The sequence below is a fragment of the Streptomyces sp. A1136 genome, from assembly GCF_004795055.1.
Taxonomy (GTDB): Bacteria; Actinomycetota; Actinomycetes; order Streptomycetales; family Streptomycetaceae; genus Streptomyces.
Genome location: NZ_SSBJ01000020.1, coordinates 1 through 21,017, shown reverse-complemented (window position 1 = coordinate 21,017; position 21,017 = coordinate 1). Strand labels below are relative to the sequence as shown.

16 protein-coding genes, 2 rRNA genes and 1 pseudogene are annotated in these 21,017 nt (G+C 73.0%); 4 read left to right on the top strand and 15 right to left on the bottom strand.

Translation table 11 applies throughout. The features are described from left to right. Positions 1–56: 56 nt before the first annotated feature. Positions 57–1,439 carry an FAD-binding oxidoreductase gene (locus E6R62_RS20350; protein WP_136214918.1) on the top strand — a complete coding sequence of 461 codons (1,383 nt, stop codon included), beginning with the start codon at positions 57–59 and terminating at the stop codon, positions 1,437–1,439. Between the two features lie 26 nt (positions 1,440–1,465). Here the strand turns inward: E6R62_RS20350 and E6R62_RS20345 are convergent, their stop codons facing one another. Both E6R62_RS20345 and E6R62_RS20340 read right to left on the bottom strand, forming a co-directional pair. Continuing rightward, positions 1,466–3,094: an NAD(P)/FAD-dependent oxidoreductase gene (locus E6R62_RS20345; RefSeq protein ID WP_168714118.1), complete on the bottom strand. Its 1,629-nt coding sequence runs from the start codon at positions 3,092–3,094 to the stop codon at positions 1,466–1,468. Between the two features lie 178 nt (positions 3,095–3,272). Then, complete coding sequence (locus E6R62_RS20340) at positions 3,273–4,808, bottom strand: APC family permease (RefSeq protein WP_136214917.1); 1,536 nt, start codon at positions 4,806–4,808, stop codon at positions 3,273–3,275. Positions 4,809–4,991: 183 nt separating this feature from the next. Between E6R62_RS20340 and E6R62_RS20335 the strand changes: the two genes are divergently transcribed. Then, on the top strand, positions 4,992–6,614 hold the full coding sequence (locus E6R62_RS20335) for a PucR family transcriptional regulator (protein WP_136214916.1): 1,623 nt from the start codon (positions 4,992–4,994) through the stop codon (positions 6,612–6,614). 527 nt (positions 6,615–7,141) lie between these two features. On the opposite strand, the gene E6R62_RS20330 is transcribed toward E6R62_RS20335, so the two are convergent. The 5 genes from E6R62_RS20330 to E6R62_RS20310 all read right to left on the bottom strand — a co-directional run bounded on the left by E6R62_RS20330 (position 7,142) and on the right by E6R62_RS20310 (position 12,345). Beyond that, positions 7,142–8,269 (bottom strand): glycosyltransferase family 4 protein, encoded by a 1,128-nt coding sequence (locus E6R62_RS20330; protein WP_136214915.1) that lies wholly within the window; start codon positions 8,267–8,269, stop codon positions 7,142–7,144. A 227-nt stretch (positions 8,270–8,496) separates the two neighbouring features. Then, positions 8,497–10,215, bottom strand: coding sequence for a DNA repair protein RecN (recN, locus tag E6R62_RS20325; RefSeq protein WP_136215021.1), 1,719 nt, complete (start codon positions 10,213–10,215; stop codon positions 8,497–8,499). 93 nt (positions 10,216–10,308) lie between these two features. Further along, positions 10,309–11,265 carry an NAD kinase gene (locus E6R62_RS20320; RefSeq protein ID WP_136214914.1) on the bottom strand — a complete coding sequence of 319 codons (957 nt, stop codon included), beginning with the start codon at positions 11,263–11,265 and terminating at the stop codon, positions 10,309–10,311. Next, entirely contained in the window at positions 11,262–12,077 is an 816-nt protein-coding gene (locus tag E6R62_RS20315; protein WP_136214913.1) for a TlyA family RNA methyltransferase, read from the bottom strand. The genes E6R62_RS20320 and E6R62_RS20315 overlap by 4 nt, the downstream gene beginning before the upstream one ends. A 7-nt stretch (positions 12,078–12,084) precedes the next feature. Continuing rightward, positions 12,085–12,345: a hypothetical protein gene (locus tag E6R62_RS20310; RefSeq protein WP_136214912.1), complete on the bottom strand. Its 261-nt coding sequence runs from the start codon at positions 12,343–12,345 to the stop codon at positions 12,085–12,087. Positions 12,346–12,409: 64 nt separating this feature from the next. On the opposite strand from E6R62_RS20310, the gene E6R62_RS20305 reads away from it, so the two are divergent. Further along, on the top strand, positions 12,410–12,757 hold the full coding sequence (locus E6R62_RS20305) for an SCP2 sterol-binding domain-containing protein (RefSeq protein ID WP_136215020.1): 348 nt from the start codon (positions 12,410–12,412) through the stop codon (positions 12,755–12,757). Between the two features lie 49 nt (positions 12,758–12,806). Here E6R62_RS20305 and E6R62_RS20300 read toward each other — a convergent pair whose 3' ends face one another. The 4 genes from E6R62_RS20300 to E6R62_RS20285 are packed head-to-tail and all read right to left on the bottom strand — an operon-like array spanning position 12,807 to position 16,837. Next, a complete protein-coding gene (locus E6R62_RS20300; RefSeq protein WP_136214911.1) occupies positions 12,807–13,637 on the bottom strand; it encodes an ABC transporter ATP-binding protein in 831 nt (276 codons plus the stop codon). Next, positions 13,634–14,710: an iron chelate uptake ABC transporter family permease subunit gene (locus tag E6R62_RS20295; protein ID WP_136214910.1), complete on the bottom strand. Its 1,077-nt coding sequence runs from the start codon at positions 14,708–14,710 to the stop codon at positions 13,634–13,636. The genes E6R62_RS20300 and E6R62_RS20295 overlap by 4 nt, the downstream gene beginning before the upstream one ends. Beyond that, positions 14,707–15,753: an iron ABC transporter permease gene (locus E6R62_RS20290; protein ID WP_206308784.1), complete on the bottom strand. Its 1,047-nt coding sequence runs from the start codon at positions 15,751–15,753 to the stop codon at positions 14,707–14,709. The genes E6R62_RS20295 and E6R62_RS20290 overlap by 4 nt, the downstream gene beginning before the upstream one ends. 49 nt (positions 15,754–15,802) lie before the next feature. Next, positions 15,803–16,837, bottom strand: coding sequence for an HAD-IIA family hydrolase (locus tag E6R62_RS20285; protein ID WP_136214909.1), 1,035 nt, complete (start codon positions 16,835–16,837; stop codon positions 15,803–15,805). A gap of 109 nt (positions 16,838–16,946) precedes the next feature. Here E6R62_RS20285 and E6R62_RS20280 point away from each other — a divergent pair, with 109 nt between their 5' ends. After that, on the top strand, positions 16,947–18,218 hold the full coding sequence (locus E6R62_RS20280; protein WP_136214908.1) for a DUF1015 domain-containing protein: 1,272 nt from the start codon (positions 16,947–16,949) through the stop codon (positions 18,216–18,218). A 75-nt stretch (positions 18,219–18,293) separates the two neighbouring features. Here the strand turns inward: E6R62_RS20280 and E6R62_RS20275 are convergent, their stop codons facing one another. From E6R62_RS20275 to E6R62_RS20260, 4 genes and pseudogenes are all read right to left on the bottom strand, one after another. Next, entirely contained in the window at positions 18,294–19,121 is an 828-nt protein-coding gene (locus E6R62_RS20275; RefSeq protein ID WP_136215018.1) for a tetratricopeptide repeat protein, read from the bottom strand. A gap of 765 nt (positions 19,122–19,886) precedes the next feature. Next, a pseudogene (locus E6R62_RS42190) lies at positions 19,887–20,519 on the bottom strand (RNA helicase); the annotation flags it as partial. A gap of 180 nt (positions 20,520–20,699) precedes the next feature. Next, a 5S ribosomal RNA gene (rrf, locus tag E6R62_RS20265) occupies positions 20,700–20,816 on the bottom strand. Between the two features lie 106 nt (positions 20,817–20,922). Continuing rightward, positions 20,923–21,017, bottom strand: a 23S ribosomal RNA gene (locus tag E6R62_RS20260); the annotation flags it as partial.

Here is a 21,017-nt window from a genome sequence, read left to right as displayed (position 1 = left end):
TGGTCCCCGCCTAGGCTGGAAGGGTTCTTCGCCCTCCAGGGAAGGAGGGGTGGGTCATGGCACCCTTCTCCAAGGCGGCCGACGCACTCGCCGAACTCCGCGAGGACCTGGCCGGGGAGGTCTTCGCCCCCGGCGATCCCGGCTACGACGAGGCCCGCACCGTCTTCAACGCGATGATCGACCGGAGACCGGCCGTCATCGCCCGCTGCCAGGGCGTCCCCGATGTCGTCACCGCCGTGCGTTTCGCGCGGGACCTGGACCTGCACGTCGCGGTGCGCGGCGGCGGCCACAGCGTCGCCGGGATGTCCGTCAACGACGGCGGTGTGGTCATCGACCTGCGCGAGATGCACGAGGTGACCGTCCACCCGGCGGCGAAGGCCGTACGGGTCGAGGGCGGGGCCACGATGAGTCACCTGGACCGGGCCTGCGCGCCGTACGACCTGGCGACCACCGGCGGCCGGGCCTCCACCACCGGTGTGGGCGGCTTCGTCCTGGGCGGCGGAAGCGGTTGGCTGGACCGGAAGTTCGGGCTGGCCGTGGACAACCTGCTGGGCGCGGAGCTGGTGACGGCGGACGGCAGCGTGGTGGAGGCCACCGCCGACGAGAACCCCGAGCTGTTCTGGGCCCTGCACGGCGGGGGCGGCAACTTCGGCGTCGCCACGTCGCTGACCCTGCGCCTGCACGACCTGCCGGCCATGTCCATCGCCTTCCTGCTGTACCTGCCCGAGCACGGACGCGACGTGGTCCGCGCGTTCCGGGAGGTCGTCGAGGCCGGGCCCCCCGAGGTGAGCGGGGCCGCGGTCTACCTGACCGGGCCGCCCGCGGAGTTCGTCCCGCCGCACCTGGTCGGGCATCTGCTGGCAGGGGCGTTGGTGACCTACACGGGCCCCGAGGAGGAGGTGCGCAAGCTCGCGGAGCCACTCCTCGCGATCCCGCACGAGGTGGAGATGGTGACGGGCATCCCGTACGCCGATCTCCAGTGCATGCTCGACGATCCGGCCGGCATGCGGAACTACTGGTCGGCGGAGTACCTGACCGGGCTGCCGGACGAGTTCGTGGACGTCTTCTGCGCCGCCGGGCAGGCCATGCCCGTGCCGACGGGCACCCAGCACCTGGTCCTGCCGCAGGGCGGCGCGGTCGCCTCCGGCCCGCACGAGTGGCCGGTCCCCTACCGCGACGCGCCCTGGGCCGTGCACCCCTTCGGCATCTGGGAGGACCCCGCCGACGACGAGCGGTGCCGGCAGTGGGTCAAGGACGTCCGCGCCGACGCCCGGCCGTGGAGCACCGGCGCGGTCTACCTCAACTTCACCGGCGACGAGGGTCCCGAGCGGGTGGCGGCCGGCCTCGGCGCCCGGAACCTGGCGCGGCTGGGCGCGGTGAAGCGGGAGTACGACCCGGACAACGTCTTCCGCTTCAACCACAACGTCAAGCCGCTGTAGGACCCGCCGCGGGCCCCGCGTCGGCGCTACGACAGGGCGGCGATCACCTCCCGCGCCGCCCGCTCGCCCTCGGTGGCGCCGCCTTCCATGAACCCCTGGAAGTCGTAGCTGCAGTGTTCGCCCCCGATGTGTACGCGACCCTGCGCGGTCCCCTCGTACTTGGCGTACCGGTGCAGGTAGCCGGTGGGCCAGTACGAGTAAGCGCCCAGCGAGTACGGGTTCTTGTGCCAGGCCGAGAGCTGGGCGCGCCCGTTCCACACGGCCTTGGTGCCGGGGAAGAACGCGTCGACGCCGGTCAGGACCCGCCCCGCGAGGTCGCGTACGTAGGGGTCGGTCTCGGTGGCGAAGGGCGAGCCCGGGGTGAGCGCCCCGGCGAGGCTGCCGCCGCCGTACTGGAGCAGGATGCCGCCCGTGCCGGGCTGGACCTTGGTGGTGTCCCAGACCTGTTGGACGGGCGAGTCGGTGAAGCAGTCGCCGGCCGAGACGCCCGGCCAGGGGCCCGTGCCGCGCCAGGGTCGGGCGGTGAACTGCATGTTGAGCTTCGTGCAGCAGCCCATGCGGGCGTCGCGCAGCAGGTTCTTCATCAGCGGGTCGAAGCCCGCCCCGGACAGGTCGATCCGCTGGAGGATCGGCAGGGGCAGGCACAGGACGGTGTGGTCGGCGACGACCGTGCGGACGGCCCCGGAGTCTTCGAAGGTCAGGGTCTGCGTGCCGTCGGCCGCCACCTTCACCGCGACCAGCTCTCGTCCCATCACGAGCGAACCGGCCGGCAGGGCTTGGGCGATGGCGTTGGGGAGCCGGTCGTTGCCGCCGATGACGTGGTAGCGCTCGTTGGACAGGCCCCATACGTTGAAGTTGCCCGGGTTGGGCTGGTAGCCCATCAACAGGACGAGGGCGAGGGCGGATTGGGCCGTGGTGTCGGCCCCGTACTCGACGTTGTAGGCGACGTCGATGAAACGGCCGAGCCGCGAGGAGTGGCCGCCGGGGACACGGGTCTCGATCCACTCGTAGAGGGTCATGTCGTCGAGGGCGACGCCGGCGGGGGTGGCGGAGTTCCAGGAGACCTCGCCGGCGTCCTGGAGATCGCGGTGCAGGGCCTGGTAGACGACCTTGAAGTCCTCGTCGGCCTGGCTGCGCGGATAGTAGGCGCCGCCCACCCAGATGATTTCCTCGGCGCCGTTCGGCCCGCCGCCGAGGAAGTCCTCGACGGGTAGGTTGAAGCGTCGACAGAGTTCCAGGATCTTCTTGTGGCTGGTATCGATCAGCTCGCCGCCGATCTCGGAGGTCTGGCCGTACGCCCAGTGCGTGCGCTGGCTGTACATGCGGCCGCCGACCCGGCTGGGGTTGGCTTCGTAGAGCGTGCAGGCGACGCCCGCGTCCTGGAGGGTGAGGGCTGCCGTGAGGCCGGATATCCCGGCGCCGACGACGGCCACGCGGGCCGGTGGGACGGGCGGCTTCGGGGCGGGGGCGGACTCGGCCGCGTGGGCGCCGGCGGAGGAGGCGAGGACGGTTCCGAGACCGAGGGCGGCGGCGCGGCCGAGCAGTTCGCGGCGGCCGAGCCCGCGGACCTCGTCGACCGGCACGGCGAGACGGCGGGCTGCCGCGTGTTCGGCGGCGAGCCTGCGGAGCGCGTGCATCTGGGGCGTACGGGCCATGGCGGGGCTCCTGTCGGGGGGCGACGCAGACGGGGGTACTGCCGATGGGGTGCTGCCGACGGGGGCGCCGGCGGCGGGACGTGCGACGGAGTTCCGGGGACTGTGCCTCGGGGACGGCCCCGGGACCGGCCCTGGGACGGCCCCGGGCCGGCCCTGGGACGCCGGGCGGGGCTGTCCGTCAGCGCACCGGCGTCGTGGCCGGGGCGGGCTCTTCCGCGCGTTCGGCGGAATCCTCCAGCACGACGCGGCCGATGATCTCGTAACGCTCGGGGGCCCTGAACTTCAGCCACAGGCCCAGGCCCAGGCCGCCGAAGAAGACGACACCGACGATCCAGGGGATCAACGTGAAGAAGAACGAACCGGCGGCGAGCCCGGCGGCGGTCTCCATGTTGACCACCAGCAGGACGACCACGCCGGCCATGGCGATTCCGCCGGTCAGCGGGGCCGTGAACGTCTTGAACCAGTGCCGGTCCTCGGGGTGGTTCTTGCGGAAGTAGCCGATCACCGCGAAGGAGCACAGGGTCTGGACGATGAGGATCGCCATCGTGCCGAGGATCGCGAGCAGCGTGTAGAGGTGGATGTACGGGTCCTGGCCGGTGAGCCAGAACAGCGCGACCAGGGCGGTGGCGATGGCGGTCTGCACGACCGAGGAGATGTGGGGCGAGCCGTGCTTGACGTGGGTGCGGCCGAGCGCGGGGTGCAGGAAGCCCTCGCGGCCGATGGCGTACAGGTAGCGGGCGGCGCACTGGTGGAAGGCCATGCCGCAGGCGAACGATCCGGTGAGCAGCAGCCATTGGAAGGCGTCCACGGCCCAGCCGCCGATGAAGGTCTCGGTGGGCGCGAAGAACAGGTCGAGCGGGTTCGCGGAGGCCGAGAGTTCCACCGACTTGGCCAGGCCGTTGCCGGCGATGGTCATCCAGGAGACGTAGATGTAGAAGAGGCCGACGCCGACGACGGAGATCAGGGTCGCCTTGGGGATCACCCGCTTCGGGTCGCGGGACTCCTCCCCGTACATCGCGGTGGACTCGAAGCCGACCCAGGACCAGAAGGCGAAGAAGAGGCCCAGTCCCGCGGAGGTGCCGGTGAAGGCGTTCTTCGGGTCGACCGGCTCGACGGGGATGCCGTCGGGGCCGCCGCCCGCGATCAGGACGGCGGTGGCGACCGCGAACAGCACGGCGATCTCCGCGACCAGCATCACCCCGAGGGCCTTGGCGGTCAGGTTGATGTCGAAGTGGGCGAGGACGGCGGTGACCGCGAGCATGGCCGCGGCGTAGACGATCCAGGGCAGGTCCACGCCGAGCCGGCTGTGGACCGTGGTCTTGGCGAAGTACGAGAACACGCCGACGATCGAGGCCTCGAAGACGATGTAGGCGAGGACGGCGAGCATGCCGGAGGCCATGCCGGCGATCCGGCCGAGGCCGTGCGAGATGTACCCGTAGAAGGCGCCGGCGGCGGTGATCCGCTTGGCCATGGCCACGTACCCGACGGCGAAGACGGTGAGCACGGCGGTCGCGAAGAGGTAGCCGGCGGGGGCGCCCGTACCGTTGCCGAAGCCGACCGCGATGGGCAGGTTGCCGGTCATCGCGGTGATCGGCGCGGCGGTGGCGACGGCCATGAAGACCACCCCGACCAGGCCGACGGAATTGGCCTTGAGCCGCTGGACCTGGGGGGCTCCGGTCGCCGTGGGCGGGGTTCCGGTGACGTCTGTGCTCATGCCGTCCTCGTTCCTGTCGGGTGGGGCGCAACTCTGTCGCTGAGTGACGCACACCACAATCGGCAAGCGGTCCGATAATCTCCTTGCGTGTCATACGAGTTGTCGGGCCGGAAGTGGACAGATCGGGCTTCGAAACCGCCCGGTGATGTGCGGGGAACACGCCGGGCGGTACCGTCCCGCGATATGGACAATCAGGGCGGCATCACTGTTCAGCGGGCGCTGGAACTGCCGGGACTGCGCAGCGGACTGCCGGAGGTCGTGGCCTGCGCCGACCGCCTGGGCCGCACCGTGCGCTGGGTGCACGCGGGCGAGGTCCCCAACATCGCGTCCCTGCTCAAGGGCGGGGAACTGCTGCTGACCACCGGACTGGGCCTGGGCACCCGGCCCGCCGAGCAGCGGGCCTTCGTACGGCGCCTCGCGGACCGGGGGATCGCCGCGCTCGTCGTCGAGCTGGGGCCGCGGTTCACCAGGCTGCCCGCCACGATCGTGGAGACCGCCCGCGCCGCCGGTCTGCCGCTCGTCCAGTTGCACCGGGAGGTCCCCTTCGTCACGGTGACGGAGGAGGTCCACACCGAGATCGTCAACGGCCACTACGCCCTGCTCCAGCGGGCCGAGGAGGTCCACCGGCGATGTACTGAGGCGCTGCTGGGCGGTGGCGGAATCCCCCAGGTGCTGCGCATCCTGGCCGACTTCACGGCGAACCCGGTGTTCCTGGAGACCCCGGACGGCCAGTTGCTGTACGCGGCCGGTCCGGCGGGCGGCGACGCCGCCGCGGACCCGCTCCAGGTATGGGAGGGCCTGCGGGGTCAGCGCGAGGCCGAACCTTCCGCCAACACCGTGGTCGTCGACGTCCCGGGGGGCGGCCCCGGCACGGGCTCGGTGCGGGCGCGGGTCGTCCTGCTGGGCGTGTCCTCGCCGCTGCTGCCGGTACACCGGATGGCGGCGGAGCGGACGGCGGGCGTGCTCGCGGTGGTACTGATGCAGGCACGTCAGGAGGACGAGCTGGCCGCGCGCGGTCGGGGCGACTTCCTGACCGACCTGGCCGAGGGGCGCATCTCCGCGGAGGACGCGCCGGCCCAGGCCCGTGTCCTCGGCTTCAAGCCCGGGGCGGGGCCGCTTCTGCCGGTGGTCATGCGGCTGTCCTCGGAGCTGGGGCCTTCGGGGAACTGGGCGGTGCTGGCCCGGGCGGTGCTGGAGGAACTGTCCGCGGTCGGCGTGCCGGTGCTGCTGGGAGTGCGGCCGGTGGAGGGCCGGGTCCCGCTGTTGGTGTCCCTGCGGGCGGAGTCGGAGCGCACGGCGGTGGCGGACCGGGTGGCGGCCGCGCTGCGGGCCGGGGTGGAACGCGCGGGCCTGGTCCGGGCGGGGGCGCCGCCGGCGGTGGTCGTCGGCGTGTCCGGCAGTTGGGCGGCGGCGTCGGCGGGTCTGCGCCACGCGGCGGAGACGGCGACGGCCGCCCACGGCCTGCCGGCCCGGCCCTGGTACGACGCGCGCCGTCTGGACATCGACCTGCTGCTGTGGCGGCTGCGGGAACACCCCGACCTGGCGGCGTTCGTGGACCGCGCGATCGGGGCGCTGCGGGTGCACGACGCGGCGTCGCGGCCGCCGCTGCTGCCGACGTTGGAGACGTACCTGGCCCACGCGGGCCGCAAGGCGGAGACGGCCCGCGAGCTCCACCTGAACCGCCAGACCCTGTACAACCGGCTGGCGCGCATCTCGGAGCTGCTGGGCACGGACCTGGACGACCCCGAGACGGTCCTCTCGCTGAGCCTGGCCCTCCGCGCCCGCCGCCACGTGAACCCTTCCTGAGCCCCCGCCCCCCGGGCCACTTCTACAAAGCCCCCGCACACCGCCCGGCCCCGGCGGGCCATCCCTCCTCGACGCACCCGTCACGCCGCCCGGCGGAGGCCGGGGCGCGGGACGGTCGGGCGGGCACGCCGTCGTCCTGGTGCTCCGCCCCGGCTCCGCGCCTCGAATGCCGGCGAGGCCGCCATGCGCGAACCGCGCCACAACCGCGAGCCGCACGACCCGGCTGGGCCCGAAAGACCCGCCGGGCCGGCGTCAGAGGCGCGGGTCCGGCGCCCACCCCACCGCAGGTCGCCGACCGGCGACCCTGCCATGCGTCGGGTGACGGCAGCACGCCTCGCGCACCGCCGGCCCGGCGGGGCACCCGTGAGTCGGCGGCCGAAGGCATCACGGCCGGCGCGGCCGCCGTTTCAGCCTCGCCGGCGTTCGAGGCGAGGGTCCGGGGCGGAGCCGGGGCGCCCGGACGGAGTCCGGCGGAAGACCGGCGGAAGGGGGTCGGAGACGGCCCCGCCGGGCCCTGCTTCGGACCGCTAGGTCCGCCGGCGGTCCATCAACTCGTCGTACACCGCCAGGACCTGCGCCACCGTGTCGTCCTCCGACGGCCACGTCGCCGCCTGGGCCCGGCCCGCCTCGGCCAGGCGGGTCCGGCGCTCCGGGTCGGCGAGGAGCGCGGTCACCGCGCCCGCCAGCGCCTCCGCGTCGCCGTACGGCACCAGCACCGCCGCGTCACCGACCAGTTCCGGTACTCCCCCGACCCGCGTGGCAACCAGCGCCACCCCGGCCCGCAGGGCTTCCTGCGCCAGTAGCGACCGGCCCTCCCACCGGCTCGGCAGCACCGCCACGTCCGCCGCCGCCAGCAACCGGTCCGCGTCCCGGCGCCGCCCCAGCAGCCGCACCGGGAGGCCCTCCGCCTCGATGCGCCGGGACAGCTCCGCCCGCAGCGGCCCCTCCCCCGCGATCACCAGCAGCGGTACGGGGTCCAGCGCCCGCCATTCCCGCGCCGCCTCCAGGAGCAGCCCGTACCCCCGCCGCGCCACCAGGCTGCCGACCGCGATCAGTAACGGGCGCTCCACCACGCCGAGTTCCGCCCGGATCTTCTCGGGCTCCGGCGCCGGTTCAGGCCCCGCCGCGGGAACGGCCACCGCCGCCAGCCGCGCGTCCCGCGCCCCGCGCCGCCGCGCCAGATCGACCTGGTCCCACGAGGTGCCCAGCACCACCGACGCCGCCCGCGCCACGTGCCGTTCCAGCAACCGGCCCACCCGACCGAGCGCGCCCTCCACTTCGGGGGCGCCGCCGTGCCAGGTCACCACCAGCGGTACGCCTCGCGCGCGCCGGTCCCCGCGCAGCGCCAGCGCGGCCCGCATCCCGGCCCGCACCCCGTGCGCGTGCACCAGGTCGGCCCCCGCGCAGGCGGCCCGCAGGGCGGTGGCCGCGTCGGGCGTGAAGTCGGCGCCGGCGCCCGTGAAGTCGTACGCCCCCTCCGCCTCGACGGGCGCGCAGACCGTGACCCGCACGCCTCGGGCGGCGAGCCCCGTCGCGAGGGAGCGCACATGGGCACAGCTCCCGGGACCCACGCCGCCGAGGACATGGACGGTACGCAGCGGTTCCCGCCCGTACGGCTGCGCGGGGGCGGGTGGCGAAACCGGGGAGCTGCTCACGGGCCGAAGCTCCAGGGTGAGGGAGTCAGAGACGTCGCCCAGAATGCCAGTCCGCACGCGCGTTCCGGGACCATACGGGTGCGGATTCCGCCGTAGGTACCGCCGGACGCCCGCCGGCCTCACCCACACGGGCTACCCCCGCACCCGGCCGGACCCCCCGCGCGGCGGACCCCGGCCGGCCGCGCGGGCCAAAGTCGTCCGCCCGGGCCCTGACCGACCGCGCGACCCTAGCCGTCCGCGCGGGCCGCCTCCAGCAGTTCCTCGGCGTGCGCGCGCGCCGTCTCGGAGTCCTCCTGGCCGGCGAGCATCCGCGACAGTTCACGGATACGGTCCTCGCCCTCCAGCACGGTGACCCCACTGCGCGTCACCGATCCGTCGACGGTCTTCTCCACCAGCAGTTGCCGGTCGGCGAAGGCGGCCACCTGCGGCAGGTGGGTGACGACGACGACCTGGGCCGTGCGGGCCAGTTTGGCCAGCCGCCGCCCGACCTCCACGGCCGCCTTGCCGCCGACGCCCGCGTCGACCTCGTCGAAGAGGTACGTGGGCACGGGGTCGGAACCGGCGAAGACGACCTCCACCGCCAGCATCACCCGCGACAGCTCACCGCCCGAGGCGCCCTTGGCGATCGGCCTGGGCTGCGCGCCCGGGTGCGGGGCCAGCAGCAGCTCCACCTCGTCCGCGCCGGCGGGGCCGTACGCGACCGGCCGGCCGTCGACCTCGACGCCCTCGGGGTCCTCGGTCTGGCGGATGTCGAAGGTGACCCGGGCGTGCGGCATCGCCAGCGAGGCGAGCTCGGCGGTGACGTCGGAGGCGAACCGGGAGGCCGCCTCCACCCGGGCGTCGGTCAACGCCTGCGCCAGTTGGGAGAGTTCGGTCCGCAGACCGTCCCGCTCGGCGGTCAGCTCCGCGATCCGCTCGTCGTCGCCGTCCAGTTCCAGCAGCCGTGCGGAGCTCTGCTGCGACCACTGGAGGACGGAGTCGACGGATTCCCCGTACTTGCGGGTGAGCTGGGTGAGGGCCGCGCGGCGCTCCTCCACCGCGGCCAGCCGCAGCGGGTCGGCGTCGAGGTCGTCGGCGTACCCGGCGAGTTCCCCGGCCACGTCGGCCAGCAGGATGCCCAGCTCGCCGATGCGTTCGGCGAGCGCGCCCAGTGCCGGGTCGTGGGCGCGTACGGACTCCAGCGCCCGGTGCGCGCCCGCGACCAGCGTGTTGGCGTCGATGCCCTCCGGGTCCTCGGGGTTGCCCGCGAGGGCGGCGTGCGCGGCCTGCGCCGCCGAGGCGAGGGATTCGGCGTGGCCGAGCCGCTCCGCCTCCGCCGCCAGTTCGGCGTCCTCGCCGGGCAGGGGTTCGACGGCGGCGATCTCGTCCAGCCCGAACCGCAGCAGGTCGGCCTCCTGGGCACGTTCCCGGGCCCGGGTGGTGATCTCCTCCAACTCGCCGGCGACCGCGCGCAGCCGCCGGTAGGCACCGGTGTACTTCTCCAGGGGGACGGCGACGGCGTCCCCCGCGTACCGGTCGAGCGCCTGGCGCTGCCGGGCCGGGCGCAGCAGCCCCTGCTGGTCGGTCTGTCCGTGGACGGCGGCGAGGTCGTCGGCGAGTTCGGCGAGCAGGCCGACGGGTACGGAGCGGCCGCCGACGTGGGCGCGCGAACGTCCCTCGGCGGAGATCGTCCGGCTGATCAACAGGGCGCCGTCGTCGAGTTCGGCCCCCGCCTCCTCGGCCCGCAGGGCGGCGGAGGCGCCCGGCGGCAGCACGACGCGGCCCTCGACCACCGCCGCCTTGGACCCGATCCGCACCAGGGCCGGGTCGGCGCGACCGCCGAGCAGCAGCCCGAGGCTGGTGACGACCATCGTCTTGCCCGCGCCGGTCTCACCGGTCACCGCGGTGAAACCGGGCGACAGCTCGACCACCGCGTCGTCGATGACCCCGAGCGACCGTATCCGCATCTCCTCAAGCACGGGACGACGATACCGAGGTTTCAGCGGTGCCATGTGACCTCACCCTTCGAGAGTTTCCCGAACGGATGTGCTAATAGCGCACTAATGCGGCGCTCCGCGCCAGCCCGACACGGGCAGGGCGAACTTCGCCACCAGCCGGTCGGTGAAGGACGCGTGGTGCAGCCGGGCGAGCCGCACGGGCACCGTCCCGCGCCGGACCTCCACCCGCGCGCCGGACGGCAGCTCCAGCGTGCGCCGTCCGTCACACCACAGGACCCCGTGCGGGGTCCCGGTCTGTACCTCCACCGCCAGCACCGAGTTCGGCGAGGTCACCAGCGGTTTCGCGAACAGCGCGTGCGCGCTGATCGGCACCATCAGCAACGCCTCCACCTCCGGCCAGACCACCGGTCCGCCCGCCGAGAAGGCGTACGCCGTGGAGCCGGTCGGCGTGGCGCAGACGATCCCGTCGCAGCCGAACCCGGACACCGGGCGCCCGTCGACCTCCAGGACCACCTCCAGCATCCGCTCCGGGGACACCTTCTGGACGGCGGCCTCGTTCAGCGCCCAGTCCCGGTGGACCACGTCGCCGTTGGTCCGCACCAGCACGTCGAGGGTCATCCGCTCCTCGACCTCGTACGCGCGCGTCACCACCCGGTCCACGACCTTGTCCAGGTCGTCCCGCTCGGCCTCGGCGAGGAAGCCCACGCGGCCCAGGTTGACGCCCAGCATCGGCACCCCCGAGCCGCGCGCGAACTCGGCGCCGCGCAACAGGGTCCCGTCACCGCCCAGGACGATGAGCAGCTCGCAGCCCTCCAGGGCCTCGTGCGTGCACTCGGCCACCAGCTCCACCTCGGGCGGCAGCGGCAGGTCCACCGCCTCGTCCGCGAGGACCCGCACCCCCAGCCCCGATTTCAGCAGCCCCTGCACCACGAGCTCGGCGCTGCGGATGGCGGCCGGCCGGCCGGTGTGCGCGACGAGGAAGACGGTCCGCCCCGCCGTCGCACCGGCCGCGCCCGCTCCTGACGTTCCCGCTTCTGATGTTCCCGCTGTATCGGTCACTGCGGCCCCTCCGCCACTGCACGATCGACATCCCCCGGGTCGAGTGCCGGTGCCCCCGCCCGCAGCCACAGAAAGTACTCGACGTTGCCCGACGGCCCGGGCAGCGGGCTCGCGGTCACCCCGAGCACCCCCAGCCCGAGTTTCCAAGCCTGCGCCGCGACGTCCCGTACGGCCTGGGCGCGCAGCTCGGGGCTGCGCACCACCCCGCCGCTGCCCAGCCGGTCCTTGCCGACCTCGAACTGCGGCTTGACCATCAGCACCAGGTCCGCGCCCGGCGCGCAGCACCGGACGAGCGCGGGCAGCACCAGGCCGATGGAGATGAAGGAAAGGTCGCCGACGACGAGGTCCACCGGTACTCCGTCGAGCAGCTCGACGGTCAGCTCGCGGACGTTGGTGCGGTCCTTGACGGTGACGCGGTCGTCGCTCTGCAGGGACCAGGCGAGCTGCCCGTAGCCGACGTCCACGGCCATGACGTGGGCGACCCCGGCGCGCAGCAGCACGTCGGTGAACCCGCCGGTGGAGGCGCCGGCGTCCAGGGCCCTGCGGCCTTCGACGACGAGGCCCCGCGGCCGGAAGGCCGTGAGCGCGCCCGCCAGTTTGTGGCCGCCCCGGGAGACGTAGTCGGGGTCGCTGTCGTCCTTGAGGACGACGAGGGCCGCGCTGGTCTCGACCTGGGTGGCCGCCTTGGTGGCGGTGGTGCCGCCCACGGTCACCCGGCCCGCGGCGATCAGCTGGGCCGCGTGCTCCCGCGAGCGGGCCATGCTGCGGCGTACCAGTTCGGCGTCCAGGCGGCGGCGTGCCACTCCTGCCACGTTCGGTTCAGCTCCTGTTTTCGTACGGTCCGGGGACGGGCGGTGCGTCCAGCGCGTTCAGCGCGTCGCGCAACCCCCTGTGCACATCCTCGTACACCTCGACGTGTCCGTCCGCCGTGAGGTGGTCGACGGCCGCCAGCCGCTCCAGGAGACCGTCCACCCCGGCGTGGCCGGTGGCGGTGCGCGCGACGCCCAGCGGCGCGGGCCCGGCGGGCTCGGCGGGGGTCTCGGGGGCGTCCGCGGCGGCTTCCGGTGCTTCGTCGGTCATGCCCCGACGCTACCGCGAAGCGCGCCGCGACCGCGTACGGCTCTGCGGTACGGTCGAGATCACGATGGCTACCACCGAGGAGTGCCGTGCGGCACTCGACCGACTCTCAGACAACCTGGCCCGCGCCGAGGGCGGCGTACGCGGGGCGGTCGCGCTCGACCGCTCCCTCAGCTGCCACGTCACCGACCTGGACCAGACCTTCACCGGCCGCCTCGAAGGGGGCCGGATCCGGGTCGACGCCCTGACGCCCGGCCCGCCGGCCACCAAGGCCCAGATCCGCCTCGCGATGACGGGTGACGACCTGCTCGCACTGGTCGCGGGCGAGCTGAACTTCGCCCGCGCCTGGGCCTCGGGCCGGGTGCGGCTGGAGGCCGGCATCCGCGACCTGCTCCGCCTGAAGAGCGTGCTGTGACGCGCGCCGCCCGGTCCGGCCCCGCCCACCCGGCCCCCGGAAGCCCGTCTCAGGCGGACAGCCGCGTACGCGCCTTCCGGGCGGCGGGGATCACCAGGGGCGTTCCGGTCTCCGGATCCTCGATGATCTGGCAGCGCAGCCCGAACACCCGCTCCACCAGCTCCGCGGTGACCACCTCGGAGGGCGGCCCCTCGGCCACGACGACACCGCCGCGCAGGGCGATCAGGTGCGTGGCGTAACGGGCCGCGTGGTTGAGGTCGTGCAGCACCGCGACCAACGTCCGGCCCTGGTTCTCGTGCAGATCGGCGCACAGGTCGAGGACGTCCAGCTGGTGCTGGATGTCCAGGTACGTGGTCGGCTCGTCGAGCAGCAGCAGCGGTGTCTGCTGGGCCAGCGCCATCGCGATCCACACCCGCTGGCGCTGCCCGCCCGACAGCTCGTCCACCTCCCGGCCGGCCAGCTCGGCGACCCCGGTCGCGGCCATCGACTCGGCGACGATCCGCTCGTCCTGCCGCGACCACTGCCGCAGCAGCCCCTGGTGCGGGTATCGGCCGCGCGAGACGAGGTCTGCGACGGTGATCCCGTCGGGCGCGATCGAGGACTGCGGGAGCAGCCCGAGGGTCTTGGCCACCTGCTTCGCCGGCAGCGAGGCGATGCTCTGGCCGTCCAACAGGACCTGACCGGCCGACGGTTTGAGCATCCGCGCCAAGGCGCGCAGCAGCGTGGACTTGCCACAGGCGTTGGGCCCGACGATCACCGTGAAGGAGTTGTCGGGGATCTCCACCGAGAGGTCCTCGGCGATGACCCGCCGGTCGTAGCCGAGGGTCACGTTCCGCGCGGTCAGTCGCTGCTGCACTTGCCCACTCCTTGCGTCGCTCATATACGTCCCGCCTTGCGCTCGGTGACGAGCAGCCAGAGCAGGTAGACACCGCCGACCAGGCCGGTCACCACGCCCACGGGCAGTTGGTCCGCGCCGAAGGCCCGCTGGGAGGCCCAGTCCGAGACCAGCAGCACGACCGCTCCCATCAGGGCGCCGGTGAGCAGGTTCGGCCCGGGCGAGCGGGTCAGGCGCCGGGCCAGCTGGGGCGCGGCCAGCGCGACGAAGCTGATCGGGCCGGCCGCGGCGGAGGCCGCCGTGGTCAGTACGATCGCCGCCGCCATCAGCAGCAGCCGGCTCCGTTCCACCCTGACGCCCAGGGCGTACGCGGCGTCGTCGCCCATCTCCGTCATCCGCAGCGCCCTGCCCTGCCCGAGGACGAGCGGGAACACCACGGCGCAGGTCACCAGCAGCGGCCACACCTGCGACCAGTCCCGCCCGGCCAGCGAGCCCGTCAGCCAGACCATGGCGCGGGTCGCCTCGACCAGCTTCGCCTTCGTCAACAGGAATTGGATGAGGGCGATGAGCATCGCGGAGGCGCCGATGCCGACGAGCACGAGCCGGTAGCCGTGGACGCCCTGCTTGTACGCCAGGAGGTAGACGGCGGCGCCGGTCAGCAGGCCGCCGACCACCGCCCCCGCGGCCACCTCGGTGGAGCCGCCGTGGAAGACGATGATGACGGTGAGCGCGCCGACCGCGGACCCGTAGCCGAAGCCCAGCAGGTCCGGGGAGCCCAGCGGGTTGCGGGACACGGACTGGAAGACGGCGCCGGCCATCCCCAGCGACGCCCCGACGAGCAGTGCGACCAACACCCGTGGCAACCGGAGGTCGTTGACGATGAAGTCGTCGGCGGGGCTCCCGTCGCCCAGCAGGGTCCGCACCACGTCCCAGGGCGCGATCTCGAAGTCGCCGGTGCCGATCAGCACGACCGCCATGACCAGCGCCACCGACGCGAGCAGCAGCCCGGCGGCCAGGGCCCGCGGCTCCACGCGCAGTGCCGTCCCGCCGGGACCGCGCAGTACCCGCGACCGGCTCCTCGTGGACTTCTCCGGCTTCGTGGTCGTCGTCCGCGTCACAGTTGGGCCATCCTCTTGCGCCGGACGAGGTAGATGAAGACCGGGCCGCCGACGAGCGCGGTGACGATGCCGACTTGCAGCTCTGCGGGCCGGGTGACGATCCGTCCGATGACGTCGGTGCCCAGCAGCAGTACGGGGGACAGAACGGCCGAGTAGGCGAGCACCCAGCGCATGTCCGGGCCGGTGATGAGCCGTACCAGGTGCGGGATCATCAGTCCGATGAAGACGATCGGCCCGCAGGCGGCGGTCGCCGCCCCGCACAGCAGGGTGATGGCGACCATCGCGGCGATCCGGGTCCGCGTCAGGTGCGCGCCGAGCGCCCGGGCGGTGTCGTCGCCCATGGCCATGGCGTTGAGCGGCCGGCCGAGCGACAGCGCGAGCACCGCGCCGACCAGCAGGAAGGGGGCGACCTCGCGGACGGTGTCCATGGTGGCGGACGCCAGCGAACCGACCGTCCAAAAGCGCAGCTTGTCCAGGGCCTTGCTGTCCATCAGCTGCACGGCGTTGATGTAGCCGACCAGGGCGGCGCTGGCCGCGGTACCGGCGAGCGCGAGGCGCACCGGCGTCGCGCTGCGACTGCCGCCGAGCACGTACACGACGACCGAGACGACGGCCGCCCCCAGGAAGGCCCACCACACGAACGCGCTGAGCGAGGAGGCGCCGAGGAAGCTGATCGCCGAGACGACGGCGGCCGCGGCGCCCGCGTTGACACCGAGGATGCCGGGCTCCGCGAGGGGGTTGCGGGTCAGCGCCTGCATCACCGCGCCGGACAGCCCGAGCGCGAGCCCCACCAGCACCCCGAGGAGGGTCCGCGGGACCCGCAGGTCGCGCACCACCACGTCACTCGGGGTCCCCGAATAGTGGAACAGGCCGTGCCAGACCTCATCGAGGGGCATCTGTTTGGCGCCGACGGCGATGCTCGCCACCGCGACCAACGCCAACACCGCCAGCGCGGCCGACAGACCGGCCGCACGGGCGCCGTGGCGGGCGCGGGAGGCGGCGACGGGCGCGGCGCTCGGTTCGGGGGGACTCTCGACCAACACGGAAGTTAGGTTAGCCTACCCTGTGCCATCGGGATTCCGCGGTCGCGTCCTACAACCCCAGCCGCGCCAGCGCCTTCCCCGCGTCCAGCTTCGAAGAGCCCTCCCCGGCCGCCGTCCAGGCCGCCGCGCACAGCGCCCGGAGCCCGTCCAGCGGATCGCCCTCCTCACCGCGCAGGGTGAGTCCGTCGCCCGACGCGACCGCGGTCCAGGCACCACAGCGGAACCCGTCCCCGGCCGCCACGACCTCCGGCTGCCCCGTCAGCAGCCCGCGCAGATCCCGGTCCACGTACGTCGGCCGGTGCTTCGGTTCGGCCCGCAGCAACCGCGCCGCGTCCGTCACCCCGGTCAGCACCAGCAGCGAGTCCACGTCCCCGTTGAACGCGCCCTCGATGTCGGTGTCCAGCCGGTCCCCGACCACCAACGGCCGCTGCGCACCGGTCCGCAGCACCGTCTCCCGGTGCATCGGGGGCAACGGCTTGCCCGCCACCTGCGGCTCCGCGCCCGTGGCGATCCGCACCACCTCCACGGCGGCCCCGTTGCCCGGCGCGATCCCACGCGCCCCCGGGATCGTCAGGTCCGTGTTCGACGCGTACCAGGGCACCCCGCGGTTGACCGCGTAGGAAGCCTCCGCGAACCGCCCCCACGCCAGTTCCGGACCGCCGTACCCCTGCACGACCGCCGCCAGGTCCTCCTCGTCGGCGGACTCCACCGGCACCAGCCCACGCTCCCGCAGCGCGACCCGCAGCCCTTCCCCGCCGATCACCAGCACCTTCGACCCCGCCGCCACCTGATCGGCGATCAGCCGGGCCACCGCCTGCGCCGAGGTGATCACCTCGCGCGCCTCCGTCGGGATTCCCAGCTCACACAGGTGCTCCGCGACCGCGTCGGGGGTCCGCAGCGCGTTGTTGGTGACGTACGCGAGGTGCATGCCCTCCGCCCGGGCGGTCCCCAGCGACTCCACCGCGTGCGCGATGGCCCGGCCGCCCGCGTACACCACCCCGTCCAGGTCCAGCAGGGCCGTGTCGTACGCCTGGTGAAGACTCCGCTCACTGCCGGCGGGGCCGGTCCTGCTCTGCCGGGTCATCGTGTCCGCTCCTCATCCGCTCGATCCTCGATCGAATCTGTCCGGTGTAGCCCTGAGCATGCGCTCCCCCGATCATCCCGCACCGTGAGACGCGTCTTACCATGCACCAATGACCACACCTGGTAACGCGGACCGAGGACTGCGCCTGATCCCCTTCCCCGGACTGCGCTATGACCCCGAACGCGTCGGCAGCCTGGCCGCCGTCACCTCACCGCCCTACGACGTGGTCGTCCGACCCGACGGAGTCGACTACCTCGAATCCGCCGACCCGCACAACATCGTCCGCCTGATCCTCCCCCAGGCCGACACCCCCGCCGCCCGCAACGAACAGGCCGCGCGCACCATGCGCCACTGGCTCGACGAAGGCGTCCTCAGCGCCGACCCCGAGCCTGCCCTGTACGTCTACGAGCAGCGCAAGCCGGGCGTACTCCAGCGCGGCGTCATCGGTGCCCTGGCCCTGACCACGGCCGACGCCGGGATCGTCCTGCCCCACGAGGACGTCATGCCGCACGTGGTCACCGACCGCGCGGGCCTGATGCGCGCCACCTCCGCGAACCTCGAACCCCTCCTGCTCACCTACCGTGGCGGCGACCCCGCGACGGGCGCGGCCGCCGTCATCGAACGGACGGCGCAGGGGGAGCCACTGCTGTCGACGGTCACCGAGGACGGCTTCCGGCACAGCCTGTGGGCCATCACCGACCCCGCCGACCTGGCCACCGTCACCGCCGACCTCGGCGACCGCCAGGCCCTCATCGCCGACGGCCACCACCGCTGGGCGACGTACCTGCGCCTCCAGCAGGAACACCCGTCGCCCACCGCCTGGGACTTCGGCCTCGTGCTGCTCGTGGACACCGCCCGCTACCCGCTCCAGGTCCGCGCCATCCACCGGATGCTGCGCCGGCTGCCGAAGGCGCGGGCGCTGGCCGCGCTCGACGGATCGTTCCGTGTCCGCCCGATCGAGGGCCCGCTCCCGCTCGCCCTGGAAGCCCTCACCGACGCGTCGGAACGCGGCAACGCCTTCCTGCTCACCGGCGACGGCACCTTCCACCTGGTCACCGACCCGGACCCGGCCCTCATCGAACGCACCGTCCGTCACGATCGCCCCGAGGCCTGGCGCCGGCTGGACGCGACGGTGCTGCACGCCGCCCTCCTCGACACCCTGTGGCAGATCCCCGACGAGCCGGAGCACATCTCCTACATCCACGACGCCGCCGCGACCGTGGAGATGGCCGAACGCCACGGCGGCACGGCGGTGCTGCTTCACCCGGTTCGCGAGGACGTGGTCCGGGACCTCGCCCGCCAGGGCGTCACCATGCCCCGCAAGTCCACGTCCTTCGGCCCGAAGCCGGCGACGGGTCTGGTGCTGCGCAGCCTGGACTGACCCGCGTCGGCCGGCTCCGGACATGCGAAAGGGCGGTACCCCCGGGAAGGGGGTACCGCCCTTTCAGTTCGGCCGTCAGGCCTTGTCGCGGCCCTCGGCCCGCTCCGCGGTGTCGGCGGCGGCGTCGAGGGGCTCGTACTCCTCGTCGTCCTCGTCGTAGTACTCGGCCTGGTCGGCGGCGCGCTCGGCGGCCGCCACCTCGGCGTCGTCCTCGTCGCCCTCGTCGTCGTCCTCTTCGACGTCGGCGAGGTCGTCGTCCTCGTCGTCGGGCAGGGCGGCGTCGACGAACTCGACCCCGTCGAGCTCGGCCAGCCGGTCGGAGGCGTCCGTCGCCTGGTCCTTGTCGGCCTCGGCGGTCTTGGCGAACCACTCGCGGGCCTCGTCCTCACGACCTGCGGCCAGCAGGGCGTCGGCGTAGGCGTACCGCAGGCGCGCGGTCCACGGCTGCACGGAGTTCGACGCCAGCTCCGGGCTCTGCAGGGTCACGATGGCGGCGTCCAGCTCGCCCATGTCCCGCCGGGCACCGGCGGCCACGAGACGCATCTCGACCTGGCCGGCCTTGTCCAACTTCTGCACCTCGGGCTCACCGGCCATCGCCAGCGCCCGCTCCGGACGGCCGAGGCCGCGCTCGCAGTCGGCCATGACCGGCCACAGCTCGACCGAGCCGGTCATGCGCTTGGCGGCGCGGAACTCCGCGAGCGCCTCGCTGTACTTCTGCGTGGCGTACGCGGCGAAGCCGGCGGCCTCACGGACGGCGGCGACGCGGGAGGCGAGCCGCAGGGCGATACGGGCGTACGCGTACGCCTGCTCGGGGTCCTCGTCGATCAGCCGGGCCACCATGACCAGGTTGCGCGAGACCTCCTCGGCCAGGCCCTTGGGCAGGCTCAGGAGCTCCTGACGCACATCGGCGTCGATCTCGTGACCGGTGATGTCCTCGTCGATCGGAAGCCGCTTGACCGGGTCGCGGTCGCGGTCGGCGCGGAAGTCGCGATCGCCACCGCGGTCATCACGACCACGGAAGCCACCACGATCATCGCGACCGCCACGGAACCCACCACGGTCGCCGCCCCGGTCGCCACGGTCATCGCGACGGGGGTAGCTCGGGCGGTCGCCACCACGGTCGTCACGACGCTGGAAACCACCACCGGAGGGACGGTCGCCACGGTCGTCTCGACGCGGGTAGCTCGGACGATCCCCACCACGGTCATCGCGACGCTGGAAACCACCACCGGAGGGACGGTCGCCACGGTCGTCTCGACGCGGGTAGCTGGGACGGTCGCCGCCACGGTCGTCACGGCGCTGGAAACCACCACCGGACGGACGCCCACCACGGTCGTCATCACGACGCGGGTAGCTCGGACGCTCGCCACGGTCATCGCGACGGAACGAGGGGCGATCCCCACCGCGGTCGTCACGACGCGGGTAGCTCGGACGCTCGCCGCCACGGTCGTCGCGACCGCCACGGAAACCACCGCGGTCGTCATCGCGACGGGGGTAGCTGGGGCGGTCGCCACCACGGTCGTCACGGCGCTGGAAACCACCACCGGAGGGACGCCCACCACGGTCGTCATCACGACGCGGGTAGCTCGGACGCTCGCCACCGCGGTCGTCACGACGCGGGTAGCTGGGACGGTCACCGCCACGGTCGTCGCGACCGCCACGGAAACCACCACGGTCGTCATCGCGACGGGGGTAGCTCGGACGATCCCCACCGCGGTCGTCGCGACGGGGGAAGCTCGGGCGGTCGCCACCACGGTCATCGCGACGCTGGAAACCACCACCGGAGGGACGCCCACCACGGTCGTCATCGCGGCGCGGGTAGCTCGGACGATCCCCACCACGGTCGTCACGACGCGGGTAGCTGGGACGGTCGCCGCCACGGTCGTCACGGCGCTGGAAACCACCACCGGAGGGACGCCCACCACGGTCGTCATCACGACGCGGGTAGCTCGGACGCTCGCCACGATCATCGCGACGCTGGAAGCCACCACCGGAGGGACGGTCACCGCGGTCGTCACGACGCGGGTAGCTCGGACGATCCCCACCACGGTCGTCGCGACGCTGGAAACCACCACCGGACGGGCGGTCACCGCGGTCGTCGCGACCCCGGTAGCCACCACCAGAGGGACGGTCGGCGCCGCCGGCGGGGCGCCCACCACGGTCGTCACGGCGGAAGCTGCCACCGGCACCGCCACCGGCCGGGCGGCCACCGCGGTCGTCGCGACGGAAACCACCACGGTCACCGCCACGGTCGTCACGGCCCCCGCGGTAGCCGCCCCTGTCACCACCGTCGTTGCGCCGAGGCTCGCGCTCCGGACGATCGTCGGGAGAGTTGGACATGGGTGTGACTCCTGTCTTCGGGGTACCGCTAGTCATTCTCGCGCAACCAACCCATGGCCGCGCTTCGGCGTAAAGAGATACAAAAACAAAAGGACCCTTGGTCCAGCGTTGAACGCTGGACCAAGGGTCCTTTGAAAGATTGTTCGGCGGTGTCCTACTCTCCCACAGGGTCCCCCCTGCAGTACCATCGGCGCTGAAAGGCTTAGCTTCCGGGTTCGGAATGTAACCGGGCGTTTCCCTAACGCTATGACCACCGAAACCCTATCGGTTTCGAGCGAACAAGCACACTTTGTAGTTGTGTTCCAGCTCAAGAAACCAGCAACTGTTCGTTGCTTCAGAACTAACACAGTGGACGCGAGCAACTGAGGACAAGCCCTCGGCCTATTAGTACCAGTCAGCTCCACCCGTTACCGGGCTTCCACATCTGGCCTATCAACCCAGTCGTCTACTGGGAGCCTT